A 22,913-nucleotide genomic window follows, 5' to 3' on the forward strand; every position below is an offset into this window, starting at 1 on the left:
CCCATTCGACCTCGACCCACCGCTGCCCGGTCCGTTCCGCCTGGTCCTTTCCGTCCGGTTTTTCGGCCCGCGCCCTTCGGCTCAGTCCCTTCCCGTGGTCCCGGGCCGGTGCATCGTCTCGGCCAGCAGCTCCACGAACAGCTGGACCTGGGCCGTCCGCTTCTCGTTGATCAGCAGGGCGAAAACATTCCGTGCCAGCCGGATCTCCGGCACATCGAGGACCACCACGCCGGCAGGCCGGTGCCGCAGGGCGAGGTCGGGGACCAGGGCGGCGCCGAGCCCGGCGGCGGCCATCTCAAGGCTCGCGTGGAAGTCATCGCTGTAGGCCACCACGCGGGGGTGCAGGTTGCAGCTCGCGAAGAGCCGTTCAATCACCGTGGCGTCGGACGTGCCGGGGTGGTGCATGATCCAGGGCATGTCCGATAGATGCGGCGCGGCGACCTTGGAATCCGTGCCGATGCCCCAGGCCGCCGGCAGCACCACGCGGAAGTCGTCGTCGCCGATCCACTGCCGGTCCACGGTGTGCGGCCAGGCGAGGCCGGACTGGCCCACCTGGTACACCAGGGCGACGTCGAGTTCGCCGCCGGTCCGCAGCCCCTGGATGGTCTGGGCCGGTTCCGCGACCGAGACCCGCAGGTCGATGCCGAGCTTCTTCCAGGCCGGGTTCCGCAGGATCGGCGGCAGCACATAGGTGGCGAGGCTCGGGAAGATGCCCAGCCGCAGCTCCTGGCTGGGACTTTCCTGCGCCCGGGAGGCGGCGGCCATCAGCGTCTCGATGTCCGTCAGGACCTTGGCGGCGTGCCGGGTCATGACGACGGCGGCTTCGGTCGGCTGGATGCTGCGGGCCGCGCGCTGGAACAAGGTGACGCCGGTGTCGCGTTCCAGTGCCGACATTTGCTGGGAGACGGCCGAAGCCGTGTAGCCCAACCGGGTGGCGGCGGCCGCAAACGATCCAAGCCGGATCACTTCCACAAGGGTCCGGAGATGGACGGGGTTGATCAAGGGCTGCCCTTCGCCTGGTTGCGGGTCCACGGAGACGGGACCGGAATTCCCGCTTCATTGTGGCATATCCGGCCCTCCGGCGGCCGTGCCGGTCTGCGTGCTGATGTGTCTGCCGGAATGTCCGCACGGAAAGTCTGCGCTGCGCGGCCGGGCCCATGCAGGAGAATCCGAGGAACCCAACTCGAGTGGCAGCTGACGGCGTCACTGGCGAGGGTCTGACAGCAGAACTGAAAAATCCCACATTCATACTCATCCGGCCGCCCGACGGCACCGAATTGCCCATAAGAGACTTCGGGCCAGACAACAGGAGCAGATCAGTGTCGCAAGCAGCAGGGATTCCGGCAGGCCGGCGCGTCGCCGTCATCGGCAGCGGAGTGGCGGGGCTGACCGCCGCGTACGTGCTGAACGGGCAGGACCGGGTAACGCTCTTCGAGGCCGACTCCCGGCTCGGCGGCCACGCCCACACCCACGATGTGCCGCAGCAGAACGGACCCACGCTGGGCGTGGACACCGGCTTCATCGTCCACAACGAACGGACGTATCCCACGCTCCTGCGTTTGTTCGCCGAGCTCGGCGTCGAAACCCAGGACTCCGAAATGAGCATGTCCGTCCGCTGCGACGGCTGCGGGCTGGAATACGCCGGCGCACGGGCCAAGGGGCGCGGGATCATTCCCCGGCCGTCCACCCTGCTGCGTGGCCGCTACCTGCGGATGCTGCTGGAAATCACCCGGTTCCACCGCCGGGCCCGCGCCCTGCTGGCCGAACCCGCCGCAGGCACAGGCACGGCATTCGCCGGACACGAGCTCACCCTGGGGGAGTTCCTGGCCCAGGAGAAGTTCAGCAGCTATTTCATCTCGCACTTTATGACCCCCGTGGTCAGCGCCGTTTGGTCCTGCGACCCCACCACCGCGCTGGCCTACCCGGCCCGCTACCTGTTCACCTTCCTGGGCCACCACGGCCTGCTCGGCGTCAAGGGCTCCCCGCAATGGCGGACCGTCACCGGCGGCTCGCGCAGCTACGTCGACAAGGTCGCCGCGACCCTGCCGGACATCCGGCTCGCCAGCCCGGTCACCACGGTGCACCGGCACGCCGACGGCGTCGACGTCACGTCCGCGCTCGGTGCCGGGACCGTGCGCGAGACCTTTGACGCCGTCGTCATCGCCACCCACCCGGCGCAGGCCCTGCGCATGCTCACCGACGCCTCGGCGGCCGAGAGGGCCGCCCTTGGCGGCATGCCGTATTCGGTGAACCAGACGCTCTTCCACCGTGACGAGGCCGTGCTGCCGGCCAGCCCCAACGCCCAGGCCTCCTGGAACTACCGGCTGCCGTCCTGCGACGCCCGGCCGGACAAGGTCCTGGTCAGCTACGACATGACCCGGCTGCAACGGCTGGAACCCGTCGACGGCGGCCGGTACATCGTCAGCCTCGGCGAATCCGAACTGATCGACGACGCCACGGTCCTGGACCGGATGGTCTACGAGCACCCGCAGTACACCCCGGAGTCGCTGGCGGCGCAGCAGCGGATCCTCGGACTCGGCGACGGGCGGCTGGCCTTCGCCGGCGCCTACCACGGCTGGGGATTCCACGAGGACGGCGCCCTGTCTGGTCTCAAGGCGGCCGCCCGGCTCGGCCGCGACTGGGACCAGCTTCCCGTTAACATCGGCACGGTGGCCGTGGACCCGGACCTCGCCCCGCCCGCAGTCCAGCCGGCCGCAGTTCCGCCGGCCGCGGTGGAGGTGCCATGAGCGGGCCGGCCACCATCCATCCGGCCGGCCTCCACGGCGCGGCCATCTACCGCACTGCCATCGCCCATGTGCGGCGGACTCCGCTGCGCAACGCGTTTACCTACCGCAGCTACAGCTGGTATGTCGACGTCGACCATCTCCCGCAGCTGCCGCGCCTGCTGCGGCCGCTGGCGGGATTCCGGGTGGAGGACCACCTCGGTGATCCGGACGGCACCCTGCGCGGCAACGTGGAAAACTACCTTGCCACCCAGGGGATAAAGCCCGACGGCGGGCGCATCACCATGCTTGCCAGCGCCCGGGTGTTCGGGCACGTGTTCAACCCGCTGAGCGTGTTCTGGTGCCATAGTGCCTCCGGTGAGTTGCGCTGCGTCGTCGCCGAGGTCCACAACACGTACGGGGAGCGGCACTGCTACCTCCTCGAAACCGACGCCACGGGCAGGGCGAGCGTCCCGAAGGCGTTCTACGTCTCGCCGTTCAACGACGTCGACGGCGAATATCGCATGAAGCTCCCCGAACCCGGCGAACGGCTCGCCGTATCGATCGTCCTGGAACGGGAGGGACAGCAGCCCTTCATCGCCACCATGGACGGCGTCCGGCACCAAGCAAGCGTGCGGAACATCGTGTCCGCGGCGCTCGCCGTACCCGCGGCCCCGCTGCGTGTCGCGGCGCAGATCCGCTGGCAGGGCATCAAACTGTGGGCGCGCCGCCTGCCCATCATCAAAAAACCACACCACCCTTCACAGGAGGCAGTTCAGTGACAATGACCGAAGCGACCGGATCCGGTACGGGACGGGCACAGGGCACCACTCACAGCAGCGCAGTAAACGGCAGCGCAGTTGCCGGCAGCGCCGTCGACAGCGGGCTCGTCACCAGCAGGGTGCCGTACACCGTTCCCCAGCCTCCCGCCACCATCGATGCCGCCATCTGGCCCAGCATCGCCACGGTGCCCTCGAGCCTCAAGGCCCGTGTGGCCGGACGCGCTGCGGACGCCATCTTCAAGGCGGCCGTGCGCAGGCTGCCGCTGGAAGTCCGGTACCCGGACGGCACAGTATTGGGCAAAGCAGCACTGGGCACGGCTCCCTCCGACCGGGTACCCGCCGGCACCGCCTCTGACCAGGCTGCCGCCGGCTATCCCGTCATGACCATCAACCGGCCCGTTGCCTTCGCCACCCGCCTCGGCGACGGCGGCCTGATCGGCCTGGGCGAGTCCTTCATGGCCGGCGACTGGGACGCCGATGACCTCACCGCCGTCATGGAGGTGTTTGCCTCCCGCGTCGGCACGCTCGTTCCCGAGCCGCTGCAGAAGCTGCGCGGCCTGTACCTGCCGCGCCAGCCGCGCAGGGAACGGAACACGGAGAAGAACACCCGCTCCAACATCTCCCGGCACTACGACCTCTCCAACGAGCTCTTCGCCTCGTTCCTGGACAGCACCATGACGTACTCCAGCGCCCTCTTCCCGGAAAGCGGCGACGCCCTGCGGCACGTGGCCTGGGACGGGCTGGCCGCCGCGCAGCAGGCCAAGATTGACCGGCTGCTGGACAAGGCCGGCGTGAAGGAAGGCACCCGGGTCCTGGAAATCGGCACCGGCTGGGGAGAGCTCGCCCTGCGCGCCGCCGCCCGCGGCGCCACCGTCTACTCCGTGACGCTCTCCAGCGAGCAGCAGGAACTGGCCCGCCAGCGCGTGGCCGAGGCCGGCTACGCCGACGCCGTCACGATCGAGCTCAAGGACTACCGCGCCGTGGAGGGCGAGTACGACGCCGTCGTCTCGGTCGAAATGATCGAGGCCGTCGGCTTCGAATACTGGGCCACCTACTTCCAGACCATCGAGCGGGTCCTGGCCCCTGGCGGCAAGGTGGCCATCCAGGCCATCACGATCGCCCACGACCGGCTCATGGCCACCCGCACCAGCTACACCTGGGTGCACAAGTACATCTTCCCGGGCGGGGTCATTCCGTCCGTTCGCGCCATCGAGGACATCACGGCGAAGCAGACCGGACTGCGCGTCCGCGAACGCCTCGCCATGGGTGAGCATTACGCCCAGACGCTGCGGCTTTGGGAAGAGCGGTTCATGGCCCGCGAGGACGAGGTGGGGGCCATGGGCTTCGATGCGGTCTTCCAGCGGATGTGGCTGTTCTACCTCTGCTACTCCCGGGCCGGGTTTGAAACGGGCTACCTCGACGTGCAGCAGATCGTGCTCGACTCCGCCTCCTAGCCCCGGTGTTAGAACAATCACGAATCGCTTGAGGCGGGCACCACGGTGCCCGCCTCTTTCGTGTGCCCGGACACCAGATGTAGTGGCCGGCGCCACCAACCCGGGTCCCCGCGGCGGCGCGCGACACGCCGTCTGCGGTGCGACACGCGGGCGTGATTAATGTGGCTAACTACTCCACAGGGTGTGGATTTCGTCCGCCAAAATGGCGGAAATCCGGACATTTGGAGGGCCCCCTCCTGTGGATTAAAGGTGGGTTAAATGACATACTTGTAATACATCATCTTGGGGTCCACATGAGGCTCTTGCACTACATGTAGTATCGACATACAGTTCCAGCAGAGCATCAGCGCGGGACATCCGGAGCCGGGATTGCGCTCCACAGAAGACTTCAACAAAGGGGACAGGACCATGACCGTTACGGTTTACACGAAGCCGGCCTGCGTTCAGTGCAACGCGACCTACCGCGCGCTGGACAAGAAAGGCATCGCCTACCAGAGCGTCGACATTTCCCAGGACGCGGAAGCCCTTGAGCGCCTGAAGTCCCTGGGCTACATGCAGGCCCCCGTTGTCGTCACCGACCAGGACCACTGGTCAGGTTTCCGCCCGGACAAGATCGAAGAACTGGCGCAGGCTGCCGCCGTCGCTGTAGCCTGAAACGCCCTGTCGCCTGAAAAGCCCAGGACGCCGCTACCAGGCAAGAATTCACGGTAGATGAGGTGACCACCGTGGCTGTAACAACTGAAGATCGGGTGGCTGCCACGGCTGACGGCGGGGAAGCGGTCAGCACGGCAGCACCGGCCACCACCACGCACTGCCGGCTCATCTACTTTTCCTCCACCTCCGAAAACACCACACGCTTCGTTGCGAAGCTGGGCGTCGACGCCGCCAGGATCCCCCTTTACCCGAGGGACGCTCCGCTGGTGGCCCGGGAGCCCTACGTTTTGTTGCTCCCGACCTATGGGGGCACCGGGGGAGAGGGATCTGTTCCAAAGCAGGTCATCAGGTTTTTGAACGATCCGGGCAACCGGAAGCTGATCCGCGGAGTGATCGGCGCAGGAAACACCAATTTCGGGGACAACTACTGCATGGCAGGGGACATCATCGCCGCCAAGTGCAAGGTCCCGCACCTATATCGCTTCGAACTCATGGGGACGCCGGAAGACGTCAACCGCGTACAACAAGGATTGGAAGAGTTTTGGACACGACTGTCGCAGACAAAGCAGTAACTGAAGGCGCAGGCCTGCACACGGGCACCGGCACAGCCGCCGCTGTTGAGAAGAAGCACGAGATGCCGGCCGCCTACAAGGGCCTGGGCTACCACGAGCTGAACGCCATGCTGAACCTCTACGGCCCCAACGGGGAAATCCAGTTCGAGGCCGACCGCGAGGCCGCGCACCAGTACTTCCTGCAGCACGTGAACAACAACACCGTGTTCTTCCACGACCTCGAGGAAAAGCTCGACTACCTCGTCAAGAACGAGTACTACGAGCGCGAAACCCTCGACCAGTACACGATGAATTTCATCCGCGAGCTCTACAACCGCGCGTACAAGAAGAAGTTCCGCTTCGAGACCTTCCTCGGCGCGTTCAAGTTCTACACCTCCTACACGCTGAAGACGTTCGACGGAAAGCGCTTCCTGGAGCGCTACGAGGACCGCGTCTGCATGGTGGCCCTGCACCTGGCCCGCGGCGACGAGAAGCTCGCCACCCAGATGGTGGACGAGATCATCGAAGGCCGCTTCCAGCCGGCCACCCCGACGTTCCTGAATGCCGGCAAGCGCCAGCGCGGCGAGCTGGTCTCCTGCTTCCTGCTCCGCATCGAAGACAACATGGAATCGATCGGCCGGTCCATCAACTCCGCCCTGCAGCTCTCCAAGCGCGGCGGCGGCGTCGCCTTCGCGCTGACCAACATCCGCGAGGTCGGCGCGCCGATCAAGCAGATCGAGAACCAGTCCTCCGGTGTCATCCCCGTGATGAAGCTCCTCGAGGACAGCTTCTCCTACGCCAACCAGCTCGGTGCCCGCCAGGGTGCCGGTGCGGTGTACCTGCACGCGCACCACCCGGACATCTACCGCTTCCTGGACACCAAGCGCGAGAACGCGGACGAGAAGATCCGCATCAAGACCCTCTCGCTCGGCGTCGTCATCCCGGACATCACCTTCGAGCTCGCCAAGCGGGACGAGGACATGTACCTGTTCTCCCCGTACGACGTCGAAAAGGTCTACGGCATGCCGTTCTCCGACGTCTCGGTCACCGAGAAGTACTACGAGATGGTGGACGATTCCCGGATCAAGAAGACCAAGATCAAGGCGCGCGAGTTCTTCCAGACCCTCGCCGAGATCCAGTTCGAATCCGGCTACCCGTACATCATGTTCGAGGACACCGTGAACCGGGAAAACCCGATCGACGGCAAGATCATTATGTCCAACCTGTGCTCGGAGATCCTCCAGGTCTCCCAGCCCACCACGTACCACGATGACCTGTCCTACGACCAGACCGGCAAGGACATCTCCTGCAACCTGGGTTCGCTGAACATCGCCAAGACCATGGACTCGCCGGACTTCGGCCTGACCATCGAGACGGCCATCCGGTCCCTCTCGGCCGTCTCGGACATGTCCAACATCACCTCGGTGCCCTCGATCGCCCGCGGCAACGACCAGAGCCACGCGATCGGCCTCGGCCAGATGAACCTGCACGGCTACCTGGCCCGCGAGCGGGTCCACTATGGTTCCGAAGAGGGCCTGGACTTCACCAACATCTACTTCTACTCGGTGGTGTTCCACGCGGTCCGCGCCTCCAACCTGCTGGCCATCCAGACCGGCCAGACCTTCGGCGGCTTCGAGAAGTCCAAGTACGCCTCCGGCGAGTTCTTCGACAAATACACCGAGCAGGAATGGGTCCCGCAGACCGAGAAGGTCGCCGAGCTGTTCAAGAACATCCACATCCCCACCCAGGATGACTGGCGCGAGCTGAAGGCCTCCGTCATGGAGCACGGCATATACAACCAGAACCTGCAGGCTGTGCCGCCCACCGGTTCGATCTCATACATCAACAACTCCACCTCCTCGATCCACCCGGTGGCGTCCAAGATCGAGATCCGCAAGGAAGGCAAGCTGGGCCGCGTGTACTACCCGGCGCCGTACCTGACGAACGACAACCTGGAGTACTACCAGGACGCCTACGAGATCGGCTACGAGAAGGTCATTGACACCTACGCCGCCGCCACGCAGCACGTGGACCAGGGCTTGTCCCTGACGCTGTTCTTCAAGGACACCGCCACCACGCGCGACATCAACAAGGCCCAGATCTACGCCTGGAAGAAGGGCATCAAGACCATCTACTACATCCGTCTCCGCCAGCTCGCGCTGGAAGGGACCGAGGTAGAGGGCTGCGTCAGCTGCATGTTGTAGCTTCAACTAAATCGTGACAGTACGACGGCGGGCGCCCGCCCGCCGTCGTACGCTTTAACTAAGAACTAAACCCAACATTTAGGGGATGACATGACCGAAAAGGTCAAGCTGCTTAGCCACGTCGAGGCGATCAACTGGAACCGCATCCAGGACGACAAGGACGTGGATGTCTGGAACCGCCTTGTCAACAACTTCTGGCTGCCGGAGAAGGTGCCGCTGTCCAACGACGTGCAGTCGTGGGCGACGCTGACCCCGGACGAGCAGCAGCTCACCATGCGCGTGTTCACGGGCCTGACCCTGCTGGACACCATCCAGGGCACCGTCGGCGCCGTCTCGCTGATTCCGGACGCCCTCACCCCGCACGAAGAGGCTGTCTACACGAACATCGCGTTCATGGAGTCCGTGCACGCCAAGAGCTACTCCTCCATCTTCTCCACGCTGGCCTCCACCAAGGAGATCGACGAGGCGTTCCGCTGGTCCACCGAGAACGAGAACCTTCAGAAGAAGGCCCAGATCGTCATGGACTACTACCAGGGCGACGACCCCCTCAAGCGCAAGGTGGCCTCCACGCTGCTGGAGAGCTTCCTGTTCTACTCGGGCTTCTACCTGCCGATGTACTGGTCCTCGCGGGCCAAGCTGACGAACACGGCAGACCTGATCCGCCTGATCATCCGCGACGAGGCCGTCCACGGTTACTACATCGGCTACAAGTTCCAGAAGGGCCTGGAGAAGGTCTCCGAGGAGCGCCGGCAGGAAATCAAGGACTACACCTTCGAGCTGCTCTTCGAGCTGTACGAGAACGAGGTCCAGTACACGCACGACCTCTACGACTCCGTCGGCCTGGCCGAGGACGTCAAGAAGTTCCTGCACTACAACGCCAACAAGGCCCTGATGAACCTGGGCTACGAGGCCATGTTCCCGGCCTCCGTCACCGACGTGAACCCGGCGATCCTGTCGGCCCTGTCGCCGAACGCGGACGAGAACCACGACTTCTTCTCGGGTTCGGGTTCGTCGTATGTGATTGGCAAGGCTGTCAATACTGAGGATGACGACTGGGACTTCTAGTCCTCTCTTCTTCTCCTCCTGTCGTCCTCCTTTCCTTCGTAACCCGAAACGACCCCGCACGGAGACGCGTGCGGGGTCGTTTCATTCAAAGGTCATTTATTGTGTGCTCATGTTCCGACACGAAGACTGGCCTAGTTGGCGGTGTGTGTGAAATTCGGAGCTAGTTGATTTCTTTCGGACCAAGTTGGACCAATTCTGGTCAACCTGACCTCGGTGCAACTTGGTCCGAATCTGGCGCCTCAGGTGAGATGGCGCGTAAGTGGAAGAACCCGTCCCGACCTATGTGGGTGCACTCTTCCTCGTCCAGTCAGAAGTCTTCCACTGAGGGCAAACAGCCATCCGGCCCTGACGATGCCATCGGGGACAACGGCTCTGAGCGGGGGAGCGCGGTGGTGGAATTCACTTTTCTGTCTTTGCTGCTGATGGTCCCGCTGGCCTAGTTCGGACCAATGGTCTGGTTGTCCAGTATGTCCGTAGATTAACAATTCCTTTTCGAGATATTCAGTAACGTAGCAATTGCTAATTTCGAACCGGCGGAGCATTCCACTTGCTACTCGGCGGCGCTTCCGCGGGAGCAGAACTGGCGGATCGCCGCGCTGCAGGCGTTGCGGTAAGGACGATGACCGTGGCGGTGGCGGAACCGGCGCGAGTGGCGCCTGGGCTGGGATTGTTGGGACGGGATAGGCCCGCGTGCCGAGCGGCCTCTGGCTGAGGTTGCCGCGTTCACGGTGGGAAGACCTCCCTCAACTCCCGGCTGTGCAATCAGCTCAGTGGCAGAGGTTGTCGAGGGTTTCCTGGGCAGCCTGTTCCATCTGCGTACCGAGCAGGTCGATGCGGCTTGCGGTTGCCGGGTCCTGCCAAGGCATCGGCCGAACTGCCATGGCCATCGTGACCTGGCTGCCGCCGTCGGCGCTCGTGACGGAATTACTCATGTAACCGAATATCGCCCCGTGATGGCCGTAGCGGAATTCGCCGGAACATGCGTCAGGAAACCGGCTTAGACCGAGCCCGTATTCCGCGAAGCCGGCCTTCTTCTTCATTTCCTCCAGCATGGCGGGGGAAAGCAGCTGGCCCTGGAGGAGGGCCCGGTAGAAGGTGTTGATGTCCTGCGTGGTGGAGATGACGCCGCCTGCGGGGGAGCCGACCCAAACCTCGGCCTGGGTGACATCGACCCGTTCGCTGCCATCCATGATGTAGGCGTGGATGTTGTCCGGAGCCCCGCGGTCTGGTTCGGCCAGCGACGTGTGCTGAAGTCCCAGAGGGGCAAAGATGTCTTGATTGAGCACGTCGGCGACGGGACGTCCGCGGAGCTTTTCGATCAGCTGGCCAAGAGCCAGGTAATTGGAGTTCGAGTATGAAAAGCGGTCCACATTCTTGGACTCCCACGGGAGCGTGGCGGCCAGCTCGAGTCCCCGCTGCAGGCTGAGCCGCGTGTTCATAACCTGCTGCAGTGGTTCCGCCTCGTGTTCTGCGTCTCCGTAGTCGGGCATGCCGGAGTTGTGGTCCAGCAACTGGCGGACGGTGATCGGTCCGGGCGGCCGCAGCGTGGTCCGGAAACTCTCCAGGACGCCGTTCACCGGGTCATCGAGCCCAATGAGTCCCTGGTCGACGAGTTTCAGGACGGAGACGGCGACCATCGACTTCGTAATGCTGGCTACCGATACCCGGTCCTGCGGCTGGGCCGGGTCATTGGTATCCAGGCTTCGCACCCCGTAGGCCTTGGACCATTCCCCGCCAGGCCATCGCAGGTGCACAACAAAGGCCGTCGCCCCGCCATCCATGAAGTGCTGGACCCTGCGTTCCAGAGAATCAGTCGCTGCCTGGATCGCGGCGGCGCTCGGCGGAGTCGGCCCGGAAGGGGCCGGGCCGGGAGGGGCTCCCACGCAACCGCTCACAGCGACAAGCAAAACCGCGGAAAACGCGGCACCGATCAGACGAAGACGCGTCCGCCACCAAGCAGGCAAGGCACCCATGAACATCCTTTTACGCTCAAATGTGTCTTCTGGATAGGCATGGCTCTCAAAGTCCCTCCGCAGGCAGCCTGCTGAGTCGGCCAAGCCCGGTCTGAGACCGCCTCCTGGTCAGGGCGTTGCTGAGTACCATGGCGATCAAAGTTCTTCGCTTTGGCATCGATGCAGATCAGCGCGCAATGGTCGCCGGTTTCGTCAGGAATCTGGACGGGCATCTCAACAGTTTGAAAGGAAATGCTGCGCCTCCTAGTCGTAGAGTCGAGCCTTCCGCCGCCCAGGTCCGATTTGCTAACTTACAGGCGGAAAGCCGGTCTGACAGGTTGTTAATGTCCGCGTGAAAAGGCCGTAACCACAAGGACCGATTGTTAATCTTTGGCCGTATTGGACACTGGTTGTCCAGTACGCCCGAAGATTAACAGTTCCGCGTGTAGATTTTCCGCACTTTAACAATTGTTAATTTCGGACCGCCTGGAAGCGGCAGCAGGCTAGTTTTCCGCCTGCTCGGTTCCTGGAATAGGGGAGACAACTACCACGCTTCGAGGCTTCTCCTGCAACCGAATTGCAGCACTTGCTCAAACGAGAGGCCAGCTAGGCGAACTGGCCGATCTCCTGGGGAGATTCCTAGATGCTGTGACAGGCGGAGCGCCTGATTCGTCGCCTGTTCTCGCATCCTCGGGTAGGGACAGGCCGGTGTTTATTGCCGTCGGACCTCAATGTCGCGGTGGTTCTTCTCGACCCAGTCGGCCATCCGGTTGCCCCGCAGCGCTATGAACTTCAGCGAGGCTTCCTGAACCCTGATGTACTCGTCCTTCGTGACCGGGACGCCGAGGCGCGTGAAGACCTTGTCCTCATCCTCCTCGAGGAAGAAGTCGATCTTCCCCTCCGGCGTCACGAGATCCTGGAAGTGGAAGAACTCCACGAACTTCTCGAACGTACAGAAGAGTTCGAAGAAGTCCCCATAGTTAGTGGTGACGTCGGCGAGGGGGCTGCCTGGCTCCTTGGCGTAGTGGCGCCGGATGCATTCCAGAGTCAAGTCCATCCGGTCCGCAATCCGTATCCGCATTCCCCTGGCGGTGTTGAGGGTGGGCAGGTGTATCGTCCTGACGGGCCAGATCATGGCGCTGCCGATCGTGTACGGCGGGTCGAAATAGCGGCGCTTCTGCTCCTCACTCAACTCGGCCTTAGCCTCGACCAAGGCCTTGGGCTTCCCCCACCTGGTGTAGGAGTTCGTGATGGCGTCACTGCCGACCGTGAACCACTTGTCGGGCGTCTGCTCGAACATCAGGTAGTTTTTCCGACGCACTTTGGGAACTTCCGAGACCGCCAGTTCGAACAGCTGCCCCTCGCATAGCTCCTTCTTCCAGAGCAGCTGATGGTCAGCCTTGAGCCGCGGACTATGGGAGTCCGGGTCCCTTCCCGGAGGCGTGGTGTCGAGCAGGTAGTTGAAGGCAATGTCGAAGACGCGCATGGAAGGAAGTCTATGTGCCCGCCTTTTGCGAACCGCGGAACCTGCAGCTGAAACAACTGCACGGTCGCGCAAGCACTTGGGTCTGCCCCAGCCTCTTCCGCCCCATCTCGACATATCGCGGAGTTATTCTGACTACGACGCCGCGTTTGCAGCTGCCGCACCGATGCCTGCGGCCGACCGTCACGCCCTGAGAATTACGGGCCATGCCGTTCGCGTGGACCTTCCGGCTCTCTATAGCCAGAATCTTCCAGAAGCACCAAAAGAAGCCGTAATGCCTTTCTGGCTACCCTCTCCGATGCCGCTGCGGTCGAGTTATTCGAGCGTTTCATGCGCGTAAGTGCAAACCGAGGCGAACGGAACGGTGTGGATTACTTGCGGCGGAAGCTAGCTTCGTACTAACGACGAAACGAAGGATGCCCTGGTAGGTTTGATCGGCGCGTGGCCCTGTGAAGACTGGCGGCGCAGACGGCCAGCATCTGAGCCCCGTGTGGAAGCAACCACGGCTGCGGGCGGTGCAATTAGGGTCGGCAACAACCTGTGCCTGCCGTAGTCCGCTTGTCCGCGCTACCGACGAAATTCCCACGCTCAAGATTGAGCGGTGTGCATGCGCCGGCCGCTCCGCACTTGCGGAGGGGAGTCGGGGGTTGTCATATCCGGCTCTGTCAGCCGAGCCGCTCGGGAGCAATCGCGTGTCGGAGTTCTTCACACCTGATGGTGGGGCACAATGGCGGCATGACAGAACCCTCGGCCTATGAGCTCGATGCATGGCGTAACGTCCAACGGTTCCAGGGCCGCCCACTCTCACGAGCGATGAGGGACGCCGGCGAGCAAGTGGCCAGCGGTGCCGCGGAACTCGGCAAGCGTGCTACGAAGTACCTGGAGGAACGCCCAGGAGCCCAAGCTGCCGTTTCGCGTGGGCAGGAAATGGTGGCCAAGGGCGCTCGGACAATGGGCGCCGGGGCCCGCAAGGCTGCCGATGCCATACCCGACGGCGTGGCTAACTGGAGCGGCCCTGCTTTCGCGTCGATGCGGCAGACGGTGGGACGGGTCTCAAGGGCGGGACTCTCACCCAAACAGGTCGTGAAAAAGCACAGGAAGCGCGGACACGACGTTGCATCACATTCCGACCTCCGACGCCTCGACCTTCAGCAGATCGACGCTGTCCGTGGAGGGGGAGCGAGCTGGGGGTACCCGCTTGCTGCGGCAATTTCTGGGGCGGGTGCAGGGCTCGCGATCTCCGGAGGAGAACTCGCCGTCCCCCTCACCGGCGGAGCCGCGGCAGCGCCTTCGGGCGCTGTAATCGCCGGCGCTTTCGTTGGCGACGCCGCATTCGTTCTGGCACTCGGGTCCCGCTGCGTCGGCGAGGTGTCGCTGCTCTACGGTTACGATCCGGAAGAACCTGCCGAGAAGCTCTTCATAATGTCGGTCGTCAGTGCCGGAACGGCTGTGTCAGCCGGCGCGAAGTCCGCCGCAATGGCCGACATCTCGCGGCTCACCCAAGCACTTGTCCGCAAAAAGACCTGGGAGATTCTGGACAGGTCCGTCGTCGCTCAGGTCTCGAAACAGTTCGCGAGGGCATTCGGCGTTCGCCTTACCAAGCAGGGGCTCGGCAAAGTTGTACCCGTAGCCGGAATCCTCGTTGGCGGCACCCTCAACTGGACCACTTTGGAGGGGATCGTTGACGCCGCCAACATGGCGTACCGGCGGCGGTTCCTCTTAGAGAAGTACCCACACCTTGGCGACGAGGAAGCGCCCGGATTGTTGCCTGATGTCGATCAGGACAGCCGAGACGAAGTCGACGAGGCGATCAGCGTGATCGGCGAGCTCGCCGTGGCGGGTGGACCCGACCTCCGCTGACCCGGGGCAGTTCACTCCGACCAAGCGTTCAACGAGTCGCGACTGCCACCGCAGCGCCAGATACTGCGCCGATGCCCGGGTCCTGGTTCCTCTGCTCTAACAGCCGACCTTCAGACGCCACCGCTGCGGCCTGGAGGCCTATGACCGCATCGTCGGCATAGAATTCGCGGACCTGGCCGTGGACGGATGCATCGTCAGGGCCCCCTGCGGCGGCGAGGCCGCGGGCCGGTCCCCTGGTCTCCTCACTTGCCATGAGCGGGGGCATCACTGACGCTCAGGCGGCCGCTCTGGTTACCGGACTTGACTCGCTCGGCGGCCCAAGTCTGTTTGGCATATTTGAGTTGCTCAGCGGTGTCCCAATCTGGCCTTTGAAACAGCCGGAACTGGCCCGCCAACTGCTCGAGCGGGCAAACTCGATTGCGGCCGACGATTCTCAATCTATGCTTCGACAGCTCAGTGAGGCTATGAACCTCACATATTGGACGTACAGCAACGGTGTCTCGCAGGAACTCGAAATAGCCCTCACGGCCGCTGCTCGATTGGCTGAGACGGAACCCAACGCCACCCTACGAGCGGCCTACTCAAAGGTTGCTGATGGGCTTCGATCCGACATAGCTGAAGCACAACGACACCACGAAGAAGACGACGACTACTGAGGTCGTTGTCCCCGAACAACGTGCGACGGCGCCCGTGAGGCAGAACTCGCAGGAACTGACGGAGGCGGGCGTCCCGACAGCACTGCGGAGTTGCTTTGCCCTGTTTGGCACGCTTACCCCCAGCAATGCCCCGCCACGGCGCCAACGCCTAACGCCGTGGAAAAAGTCGAGCCAACGAACTCGAGGATGAGCCGGCGTGCTGGCGACCGGCTTCGGGAAACGGCCAACTAGGTTGGAATAAGGGCGTCTTCAGGTGAGCGAAAACTTCCCGCGAACACTGGGGCCAGCTATGAGGAAGGGGCCAGATAGATCGGAATCTCACATCGACCTAGTAGTTGGAAGAATGGCACCCTATTTGGAAGAAACGCATCGCCTAGTTGGAAGTCTTCCAAATAGCTACCACTAAAGCGGGCCTTGCACGGCAAATCGTGCAGGGCCCGCTTTGTGCGCTCTCAGCGGCTCTTGGCTTGATGACGACTGCGCACGGAGTCGGTTCCAGCGGACTTTTTGGAGTGCAGGCAGCGCATCGCTCGCTCCTGTTGTGCTCATTGAAACCTGGACGGCCCCGCACGCCATACGCGTGCGGGGCCATTTTTGCGGGACGCGACCCCAACATTTCCGCTTCATGGGCAAAGCACACCCTTCAGGCGCTCACCGCTCGGGCCGGTGGCGCGCCGGTCCTACTCCGCCGTCCGTTACGGGTTCCCGTCCGGCTCGAGGAGGGCCTAATTGGCGGCGTCGCAAAGCCTCGATAGCCGGGCGGCGCTGGTGGAGTGTGACGGGTTTACCCTAGTTGCATGGAGAACCAGAGGGGCCCGTTGTATCTGGACGTCGCGGCGAAGGGCCTGTCCCTGGCGGGCGTTGTGATGATGGTTTTTGGGCATGGCGGTTGGTTCACCGTCGGTCTTTCCCTCGTGTTCATCGGCGTGCTGATTGGGGCATGTGCCGTGGTGGCCGTCCGTCGGGTGCGGTCGCCTGCCGGTCCCGCCCGCCCCACACTTTTCGGCTCGTGGGGCCGAAGGGGCGGCTCCTCAGACGAAGATACGGGCTCCTGAACCGCGGGGCGGATCGGCTGCTTGCGGCTTCGCGGAGCAGTATTGTGGCAAGCTAAGGGGCGCTGAATGGCGAAGGTACCGATTGTTTACAAGAGCACGCACCGGGTCAAGTTCTCCGAGCTCGACCCCTACAACCACGTGAGCACGGGGGAATACGCGACCTATTACGCAGATCACCGGATGGAGGGCCTGCGGGACTATGTCGGTTGGGATCTGGAAACACTGGGCACATTGCCGTTCATGGTCTGGGTCCGGAGAATGGAGATCGACTTTCTGCGGCCTGCTCGGGGCGATCAGGAGATCACCATCACGTCGTTCGTGCGCGAGTTCCGCGGGCCCGATGCGCTTATCGAGTGCGCCATGGTCGATTCCGGCGGAACGAACGTGTCGCGCTGCGTCATGACCGTTGCCCACGTCGACAAGGAAACGAGTCGCGCGACGGACTGGCCGGCCGACGTCATGGCGCTGTTCTTCGAAAAAGAAGCCCCATGAGCGCTTCGGGTCGGTCTATGAACCATTTATCGGTGACGAATGGTAACCACTCTCGGAACCAGGGACGAACAGGACCTTGGTTGACTACCTAGAGGCCGGAGTCGCCATCTCCAAGTGTCTTCGCCAACTAGGTCAGTTATCCGACAGTGTTAGAGGCTGGAGAAAACCACGGAATGACGGTGATTAGTTTCTGGCAATTTCCGCCAACTAGCCTCGGGTCTCACACTTCCCCGGGTCTATTCTCCTTTCTTCCTCTCTTCTGACCGGTTCCGGTCTCGACGTCCATCCAGCTCGAAGGCCGTCGGCCGATCTAGTTAGTTTCGGCCGTGATCGCCCCAGCAGGCCCCGTACGTCTTTTAGTGCGGGGCTTGTTGCATCGGGGCCCAATGCGAAACCTTGCACAAGTCCGTCCATGCAAAGTCGGAGCACGACGTGGCACGTTCGAAAAAGCGTCTACGTTTCGCAGGCCTGCCTTAGCTGGTTCAGGAACCTGGTCGCTTCGACATCGAAAGTGCGTTGTCCTGAACCGCGGGCAAGGATGGTTTCCACATTTGCATGTTCTTTGGCCACCAGGTCCGCGGCCATGGCCGGAGGCGCGATGAGTGGAAATGAGGCTATGACTCCAGCGAGTGCCGCAGCGGTAAGATCTGCAGGGTTTTTAGGCGCACAACTGTTATCCCCCATAGTGCTGAACGGAATGCCGCCTTGTTCTGCGGCCAAAAGCGGTGGATGCGGCCTGGATGCTCTCACAGCAGCCATTGGCTAGATATATTCACCGGGTATTTTCTGCCGGTTATTGGTGGGGCCGCACTGTGAGAATAGCGAGGTCGGATTCGTTTTTGTCGGGGCTGATGACATTGATCAGGTAGTCATACTCTCCGTCATTGCCGGATGAACTGCAGACCGTTGCGACCCCAATGTCGTTGGAGCGCCTCGAGCATTTCCCGTCGGTTTTCATATCGACTCCCGCTTTCGAAACCACAGCTTTGAGGTCATCGGCGGTGATTTCCTTACCGGTGTTCCACCTGCGGTAGATGCTCGGGCACGGGTTGGTATCGAAGCAGAGGAACATCTCCCCCCGCGCGACGTTGTCCTCCAGCTTCCAGTCTGCCGGAATGGAGAAACGCTCAGTCCGGGAGACCACATCGGCGGTGACCTTGTCTTCCGCAGAGCGCATAAAAATGACACCCGCGGCTGCAGTGACAAGCACCGCCGCAAGGATGATCCATATTTTTCGCTGCACTGTGTTCCCCCAAGACTTCAGTGCCGGCACCGTATCGTCCAGCGGCCGGCGGCTGCTGAGTGCATCGTATCTGCATGCGGATCGCTTGTCTGTCGGGGTCAAGTGCCAGTGCGCCGCCTGGCCTGGCACGAAGAAATTCCGGATTCGCGTCATCCGGGCACGCGTCTGGCGCCAGATTCGCCGCACACATGTATTCGCTTACGTCTGCCGTATTCCGGTGCAGACGGTCCATCGAGTAGACGAGGACGAATTCCACGACCCGGCTTATCATCAGCTGACGGAGTTCGGGTACGCGGGTCGCAGTTTTAACCGCTGGCGGAGATGTCGTTGTCTTGTAGTTCGGCCCCAACCTCAAGGCGTGATCTGGGCGCCGGTCCACGGATTCGTGGGAGAGCTTGATGGGTTGATCGAACTCCACCCGCACTCGCACGAGGATTTCTCGGTCCCTGGCTTTGAGCGGCATCGGAGGCTCCGAGTTTGGTGGGCTGGTAGAGGAACGCTACCTGTGTCCGGCTCAGTGGGATAGGGCCGCGCCGTGCCCTTATTTGGCCAGCGAGAACTTCAACGATGCCATCCGGGCCTTGGGCTCCGGTCGATCTGGCGCGTCTGGAATGGATTGAGCCCAAACCCTGCGGCGGCCATCTGCCCGTGGGCTCTGGTTCGGCCTGTTGAAGTGTTCGTGGACCCTGACCTAAAGGTCCGGCCCGGCCGCCAGTGAGGCGGCCGGGCCGGGTCCGACGGTCAGGTGTAGCTCAGGCTGAGCAGCAGCGCTTTGAGTTGGGTGTATTGGTTTGTCGCCATCCAGGCTTTCGCGGCCTCCCTGTTCGGGAACCCCGGGTCGCCGAAAAGGACCCGGGTGAACAGTCCGCCGTTGGCAGTGGGGACGAGATTGCACCATGATGCGACGCCCTCGCCCTCCTTCAGCGACCGGGGATCAGTTAGCCCCATGAAGTAGGCATCGCCGTCACCAAAGGATTCCACAGCGAATCCGAAGACGGGCTTCCTGCCGTCCGGCGCCGTCATACCGGAAACTGCCTTGTGATCGAACACATGACGCGTCACGGGACCGCCAGTACACCCTGCAGTGACGCCGTTGGCCAGGAAGAGCAGATCGTTTCCCGCACCGTCAGCAACGATGACCTCAACGCCGGGGAGGCCGGCGGGCGGGTGCACGGTTCGCACGGTCCACGTCTCCGGATAGGCGAACGAGATGTGTCCGTCCGGGAACGTGAAGGTCTTCAGCGCGGCAGACCCGTGCTTGGCCGCTGAGGCGGGAACCTCCGACGCCGGTACCGCCCTGGCGGCAGGCACCGTCGGTCCTGCAGTGGAAGCAGGTGGGAAAGTTAACGTCGCCGTGCGGTCTGCCATGGTACTCACGGCAAGGCTCGAAGCGGCGGCCGGAGCCCCTGGCTGTGGCCCACAGCCGGCAAGGGCGAGGCCGATGGAAGAACCTGCGATGGTGACGGCAGTGAAGAGTCTGGCGCGATGTGAATGCATTGTGTAGCCCCCAATTCTTATGACGGCGGGCCGAATGTCCCGCTTGAAAGCAAAGTTTCCGGGACGCTGCCAGTAATTACAGCCAGGGCAAGTTATTTATGCCTTCCGATCGCCCACACGCCTCAGATGGCCGCCGCCTGCCTCCCCGCCGGCACCCGTGACAGGAAGTCCTCCACCACCGCGGCGAACTCGTCGGGCCGTTCGATCTGCGGCATGTGCCCCGTCTTCGAGAATGTGTACGACTCGGCGTGTGGCAACGCTGCCACTGCCGCCTCGAGGTGGCTGAACGGGAGGATGTGGTCGTGGTCGCCCCAGACCACGAGCGTGGGAGTCTCCGATTGCGCCAACGCCCCGAGGAGGGCTCTCCGCCACCCGGCCCTGACGCCAAAGATGGTTCCGAGGTCGCGGGCGACGTCGAGGAGGGTTTGGCGGTGGGACGCCCGCTGCGACAAAGCGAACGCGTGGTCAATGCGGGCGTCGGTCACCAGTGCTTTGTCGTAGAAGATCGACTGGACGGTGCGGCGCGAAGCCACTGGATCCGGACGCAGCAGCAACGCCGCGAGCGGCCCGACCGCGAGCAGGCGCAATACCAGTGCAACCTCCTTGCCAAACCCGGCACTGTTCGCAAGAACCAGCGCCGAAACACGGTCCGGGTGTTCGGCAGCCAGTTTCATGGCGACGGCCCCGCCCAGCGAGTTTCCAATCACGGGGAGCGGCTCGTGCACCCCGACGGCGTCGAGGAAAGCCGGCAGGACGTCGGCCAGCTTCGCCAACGTCGCCGGCCCGGAAAGCCGTTCCGAGTAAGCAAATCCGGGCAGGTCCACGCTGTAAACGGCGTGGCGTGCCGAGAGCCGCTCGTGCTGCCCGTTCCAGTCCTCCAGGCTCTGGCCGATCCCGTGCAGGACCAGCACCGGGTCGCCGCTGCCGGTCTTCCGGTATCGCAACCGCGTGCCTGCGACGTCGACGTATCCCGTCCCCGGGAGCGCCAGGGGATCCCGGCGCACACATGGCGCCCCACCGGACGCCCGCACCCGTTGTCCGCGCCGACCGAAACGGACCCGGTCGGTCAACCTGCCGGCCCTCAGGAGGGCAAAGTCTCGGAAGTAATTCTGGTGCAGCCGCCACGGTGAACCGGCACCCTGCCGGGGCAGCTGATCGGCCCCGCGGAAAATGTAGCCGGCCTTCAGGTCAATCAGGGAGGACAGCTCACCGTTGGCGACAGCGGCGGGCGCCGCGGGCACCACCCAATGCAGTCCCCGCCGGTCAAGATGCTTCAGCAGCCGGCAGACGTAGCCTGCGACCAGATCCGCCTTCAGGGTCCACGATGCATTGGTGTACCCGATGGTGAGCGCAAAGTTGGGCACGCCGTCGAGCATCATGCCCTTGTAGGTCAGGGTCTTGCCCACGTCCACGGGCTCGCCGTCGACGGTGAGCGTCATCCCGCCAATCACCAGCAGATTCAATCCCGTCGCCGTGACGATGACGTCGGCCGGGATCGACCCGCCCGAGACCAGATCAATCCCGTCCGGCGTGATCCGGGAGATCCTGTCGGTCACGATGTCGGCAGTGCCTGCGCTGATCGCGCGGTAGAGGTCCCCGTTGGGGATCGCGCAGACCCGCTGGTCCCACGGCTGATACGACGGCGCCAGGTGCGTGTCCACCGCAAAGCCCTGCGGCAGCTTGGCCACCGCCGATTTGCGCAGGATCGCTTTCATGGTCTCCGGCCGCCGTCGGCTGAGCTGGTACGTGAACATCGAAAAGAGAATGTTCTTGACCCTAACGACGTCGTACGCCAGTTGCGCGGGCAGCTTGCCCCGGAGGCGGTCGGCCAGATGGTCGCGGGACGGCACGGGGGCAATGTACGTGGGGGAGCGCTGCAGCATCGTCACCTTCGCGGCTGACTTCGCCATGGACGGCACAAGTGTCACCGCGGTGGCCCCGCTGCCGATGATCACCACCTGCTTGCCCTCGTAATCGAGGTCGGCCGGCCAGTGCTGCGGGTGGACGATCGATCCGGCGAAGGTGTCGGCGCCCTCAATGGCAGGGGTAAACCCCTCGTCATAGCGGTAATAGCCCGAGCACACAGACAGGAAAGAGCATGTGAACGTGACCGCCTCGGCGGTGCCGGGTCCCGGGTCGCCGTGCCGGTATTCGCCCTCGGATGTGCGGACGGCCGTCACCGTCCACAGCGCGGTGTCGCTGGACCAGCCGGCAGAGACCACCCGGGTGTTCAGCCGGATCTGCGGAGACAGGCCCTCGTCCGCAATGGTCGCCTCGATGTAGTCGCGGATCGAATCGCCGTCGGCGATCGCCTTGGCACCGGCCCAGGGCCGGAAGGAATAGCCGAGCGTGTACATGTCGCTGTCGGAGCGGACGCCCGGGTATCGGAAGAGATCCCAGGTGCCGCCCACCGTGCCCCGGGACTCCAGGATCGCGAAGGTCTTCCCTGGTGTTTCGCGTTTCAGCCGGCTCGCGAAACCTATGCCGCTCAGCCCGGCTCCGACAATCAACACATCCACGTGCGCGCTCATCACGCCAAGCTATCGACTTAAAGTCGAGAGAGTCAACACCGTGTTGATACCTCGCGTTAGGATGGACGCATGGCTCCACGTGGAAGACGTACAGCACGGGTCTCGGGGGATGAACGCCAGGACGCGATCCTCACAACTGCCGAGGCGCTCCTTGGCGAGCGGTCCTTCGACGACGTTTCGATCGAGGAGCTGGCCCGCGGCGCCGGCATCTCGCGCCCCACCTTCTACTTCTACTTCTCGTCCAAGGATGAGATGCTGCTGGCCCTTCTGGACCGGGTGATCTCCGAGGTAGAGCACCGTGTCAGTGAGTTGCCGCGAAATTTCGAAAGTGACCCCGCGGGAGCCTGGACGCGCTCCATTGGCATGTTCGTTGAGGTGTTCGTGGCGCATCGCGGCGTCGCCACCGCGGCGATTGCAGCGCGGGCCCGCAACGACGAGGTGCGCGCCCTCTGGTCCAAATCGATGCAGTCCTGGGTCGATTTCTCGAGCGATGTCATCTCGTCGGAGCAAGCCCGAGGGGCCGCGCCGGACGGCATCGACGCCCATGACCTGGCCGTAAGCCTCAATCTCATGAACGAGCGGGTGATCACCGCCGTCCTCAACCGGGAGATTCCCGCGATCGCGGAGTCCCATGCCCTGGACGTGTTATCCACCATCTGGATCCGCAGTATCTATGGGTCCGTCAACCCCGGCCGTTCCTAGCGCCCGGGT

General features: G+C 63.4%; 18 protein-coding genes and 1 pseudogene. 13 read left to right on the forward strand and 6 right to left on the reverse strand.

All coding sequences use genetic code 11. The annotated features are described in order from the left end of the window. Nucleotides 1-81: 81 nt before the first annotated feature. Nucleotides 82-1,002 (reverse strand): LysR family transcriptional regulator, encoded by a 921-nt coding sequence (locus tag AC1DKN_RS14990; protein WP_476858332.1) that lies wholly within the window; start codon nt 1,000-1,002, stop codon nt 82-84. Between the two features lie 317 nt (nt 1,003-1,319). Between AC1DKN_RS14990 and AC1DKN_RS14995 the strand changes: the two genes are divergently transcribed. The 7 genes from AC1DKN_RS14995 (at nt 1,320) to nrdF (ending at nt 9,433) form a co-directional block, all read left to right on the forward strand. Then, entirely contained in the window at nt 1,320-2,747 is a 1,428-nt protein-coding gene (locus tag AC1DKN_RS14995; protein ID WP_476871708.1) for an NAD(P)/FAD-dependent oxidoreductase, read from the forward strand. Beyond that, nucleotides 2,744-3,505 (forward strand): DUF1365 domain-containing protein, encoded by a 762-nt coding sequence (locus AC1DKN_RS15000; protein ID WP_476871709.1) that lies wholly within the window; start codon nt 2,744-2,746, stop codon nt 3,503-3,505. The genes AC1DKN_RS14995 and AC1DKN_RS15000 overlap by 4 nt, the downstream gene beginning before the upstream one ends. Continuing rightward, a complete protein-coding gene (locus AC1DKN_RS15005) occupies nt 3,502-4,959 on the forward strand; it encodes a class I SAM-dependent methyltransferase (protein WP_476871710.1) in 1,458 nt (485 codons plus the stop codon). The genes AC1DKN_RS15000 and AC1DKN_RS15005 overlap by 4 nt, the downstream gene beginning before the upstream one ends. A 408-nt stretch (nt 4,960-5,367) precedes the next feature. Next, complete coding sequence (nrdH, locus tag AC1DKN_RS15010) at nt 5,368-5,613, forward strand: glutaredoxin-like protein NrdH (protein WP_018773329.1); 246 nt, start codon at nt 5,368-5,370, stop codon at nt 5,611-5,613. A gap of 167 nt (nt 5,614-5,780) precedes the next feature. After that, on the forward strand, nt 5,781-6,185 hold the full coding sequence (gene nrdI / locus AC1DKN_RS15015; protein ID WP_476871727.1) for a class Ib ribonucleoside-diphosphate reductase assembly flavoprotein NrdI: 405 nt from the start codon (nt 5,781-5,783) through the stop codon (nt 6,183-6,185). A gap of 62 nt (nt 6,186-6,247) precedes the next feature. After that, nucleotides 6,248-8,368, forward strand: a complete 2,121-nt coding sequence (gene nrdE / locus AC1DKN_RS15020; RefSeq protein ID WP_026537148.1) for a class 1b ribonucleoside-diphosphate reductase subunit alpha — start codon at nt 6,248-6,250, stop codon at nt 8,366-8,368. Nucleotides 8,369-8,458: 90 nt separating this feature from the next. Beyond that, the gene (gene nrdF, locus AC1DKN_RS15025) at nt 8,459-9,433 is read left to right on the forward strand and encodes a class 1b ribonucleoside-diphosphate reductase subunit beta (protein ID WP_223916933.1); all 975 of its coding nucleotides are present in this window, start codon (nt 8,459-8,461) and stop codon (nt 9,431-9,433) included. A 767-nt stretch (nt 9,434-10,200) separates the two neighbouring features. Here nrdF and AC1DKN_RS15030 read toward each other — a convergent pair. Both AC1DKN_RS15030 and AC1DKN_RS15035 read right to left on the reverse strand, forming a co-directional pair. After that, nucleotides 10,201-11,412 carry a serine hydrolase domain-containing protein gene (locus tag AC1DKN_RS15030; protein WP_476871711.1) on the reverse strand — a complete coding sequence of 404 codons (1,212 nt, stop codon included), beginning with the start codon at nt 11,410-11,412 and terminating at the stop codon, nt 10,201-10,203. 685 nt (nt 11,413-12,097) lie between these two features. Next, the gene (locus tag AC1DKN_RS15035; protein WP_476871712.1) at nt 12,098-12,871 is read right to left on the reverse strand and encodes a DUF6994 family protein; all 774 of its coding nucleotides are present in this window, start codon (nt 12,869-12,871) and stop codon (nt 12,098-12,100) included. 732 nt (nt 12,872-13,603) lie between these two features. Here AC1DKN_RS15035 and AC1DKN_RS15040 point away from each other — a divergent pair. From AC1DKN_RS15040 to AC1DKN_RS15060, 5 genes and pseudogenes are all read left to right on the forward strand, one after another. After that, nucleotides 13,604-14,728 (forward strand): EcsC family protein, encoded by a 1,125-nt coding sequence (locus AC1DKN_RS15040; protein WP_476871713.1) that lies wholly within the window; start codon nt 13,604-13,606, stop codon nt 14,726-14,728. 130 nt (nt 14,729-14,858) lie between these two features. Continuing rightward, nucleotides 14,859-14,963: pseudogene (locus AC1DKN_RS15045) on the forward strand (IS5/IS1182 family transposase); the annotation flags it as partial. 16 nt (nt 14,964-14,979) lie between these two features. Beyond that, nucleotides 14,980-15,384, forward strand: a complete 405-nt coding sequence (locus AC1DKN_RS15050; RefSeq protein ID WP_476871714.1) for a hypothetical protein — start codon at nt 14,980-14,982, stop codon at nt 15,382-15,384. A 797-nt stretch (nt 15,385-16,181) separates the two neighbouring features. Continuing rightward, complete coding sequence (locus AC1DKN_RS15055; protein WP_476850104.1) at nt 16,182-16,439, forward strand: hypothetical protein; 258 nt, start codon at nt 16,182-16,184, stop codon at nt 16,437-16,439. 66 nt (nt 16,440-16,505) lie between these two features. Further along, nucleotides 16,506-16,931: an acyl-CoA thioesterase gene (locus AC1DKN_RS15060; protein ID WP_277523299.1), complete on the forward strand. Its 426-nt coding sequence runs from the start codon at nt 16,506-16,508 to the stop codon at nt 16,929-16,931. Between the two features lie 793 nt (nt 16,932-17,724). Here AC1DKN_RS15060 and AC1DKN_RS15065 read toward each other — a convergent pair. From AC1DKN_RS15065 to AC1DKN_RS15075, 3 genes are all read right to left on the reverse strand, one after another. Next, nucleotides 17,725-18,327: a hypothetical protein gene (locus AC1DKN_RS15065; RefSeq protein ID WP_476871715.1), complete on the reverse strand. Its 603-nt coding sequence runs from the start codon at nt 18,325-18,327 to the stop codon at nt 17,725-17,727. A gap of 588 nt (nt 18,328-18,915) precedes the next feature. Beyond that, nucleotides 18,916-19,485 (reverse strand): hypothetical protein, encoded by a 570-nt coding sequence (locus AC1DKN_RS15070; protein ID WP_476871716.1) that lies wholly within the window; start codon nt 19,483-19,485, stop codon nt 18,916-18,918. Nucleotides 19,486-19,793: 308 nt separating this feature from the next. After that, complete coding sequence (locus AC1DKN_RS15075) at nt 19,794-22,202, reverse strand: alpha/beta fold hydrolase (protein ID WP_476871717.1); 2,409 nt, start codon at nt 22,200-22,202, stop codon at nt 19,794-19,796. Nucleotides 22,203-22,271: 69 nt separating this feature from the next. On the opposite strand from AC1DKN_RS15075, the gene AC1DKN_RS15080 reads away from it, so the two are divergent. Continuing rightward, a complete protein-coding gene (locus tag AC1DKN_RS15080) occupies nt 22,272-22,904 on the forward strand; it encodes a TetR/AcrR family transcriptional regulator (RefSeq protein ID WP_476850100.1) in 633 nt (210 codons plus the stop codon). Nucleotides 22,905-22,913: the final 9 nt, after the last annotated feature.

Source organism: Arthrobacter sp. 01N444 (assembly GCF_056399305.1).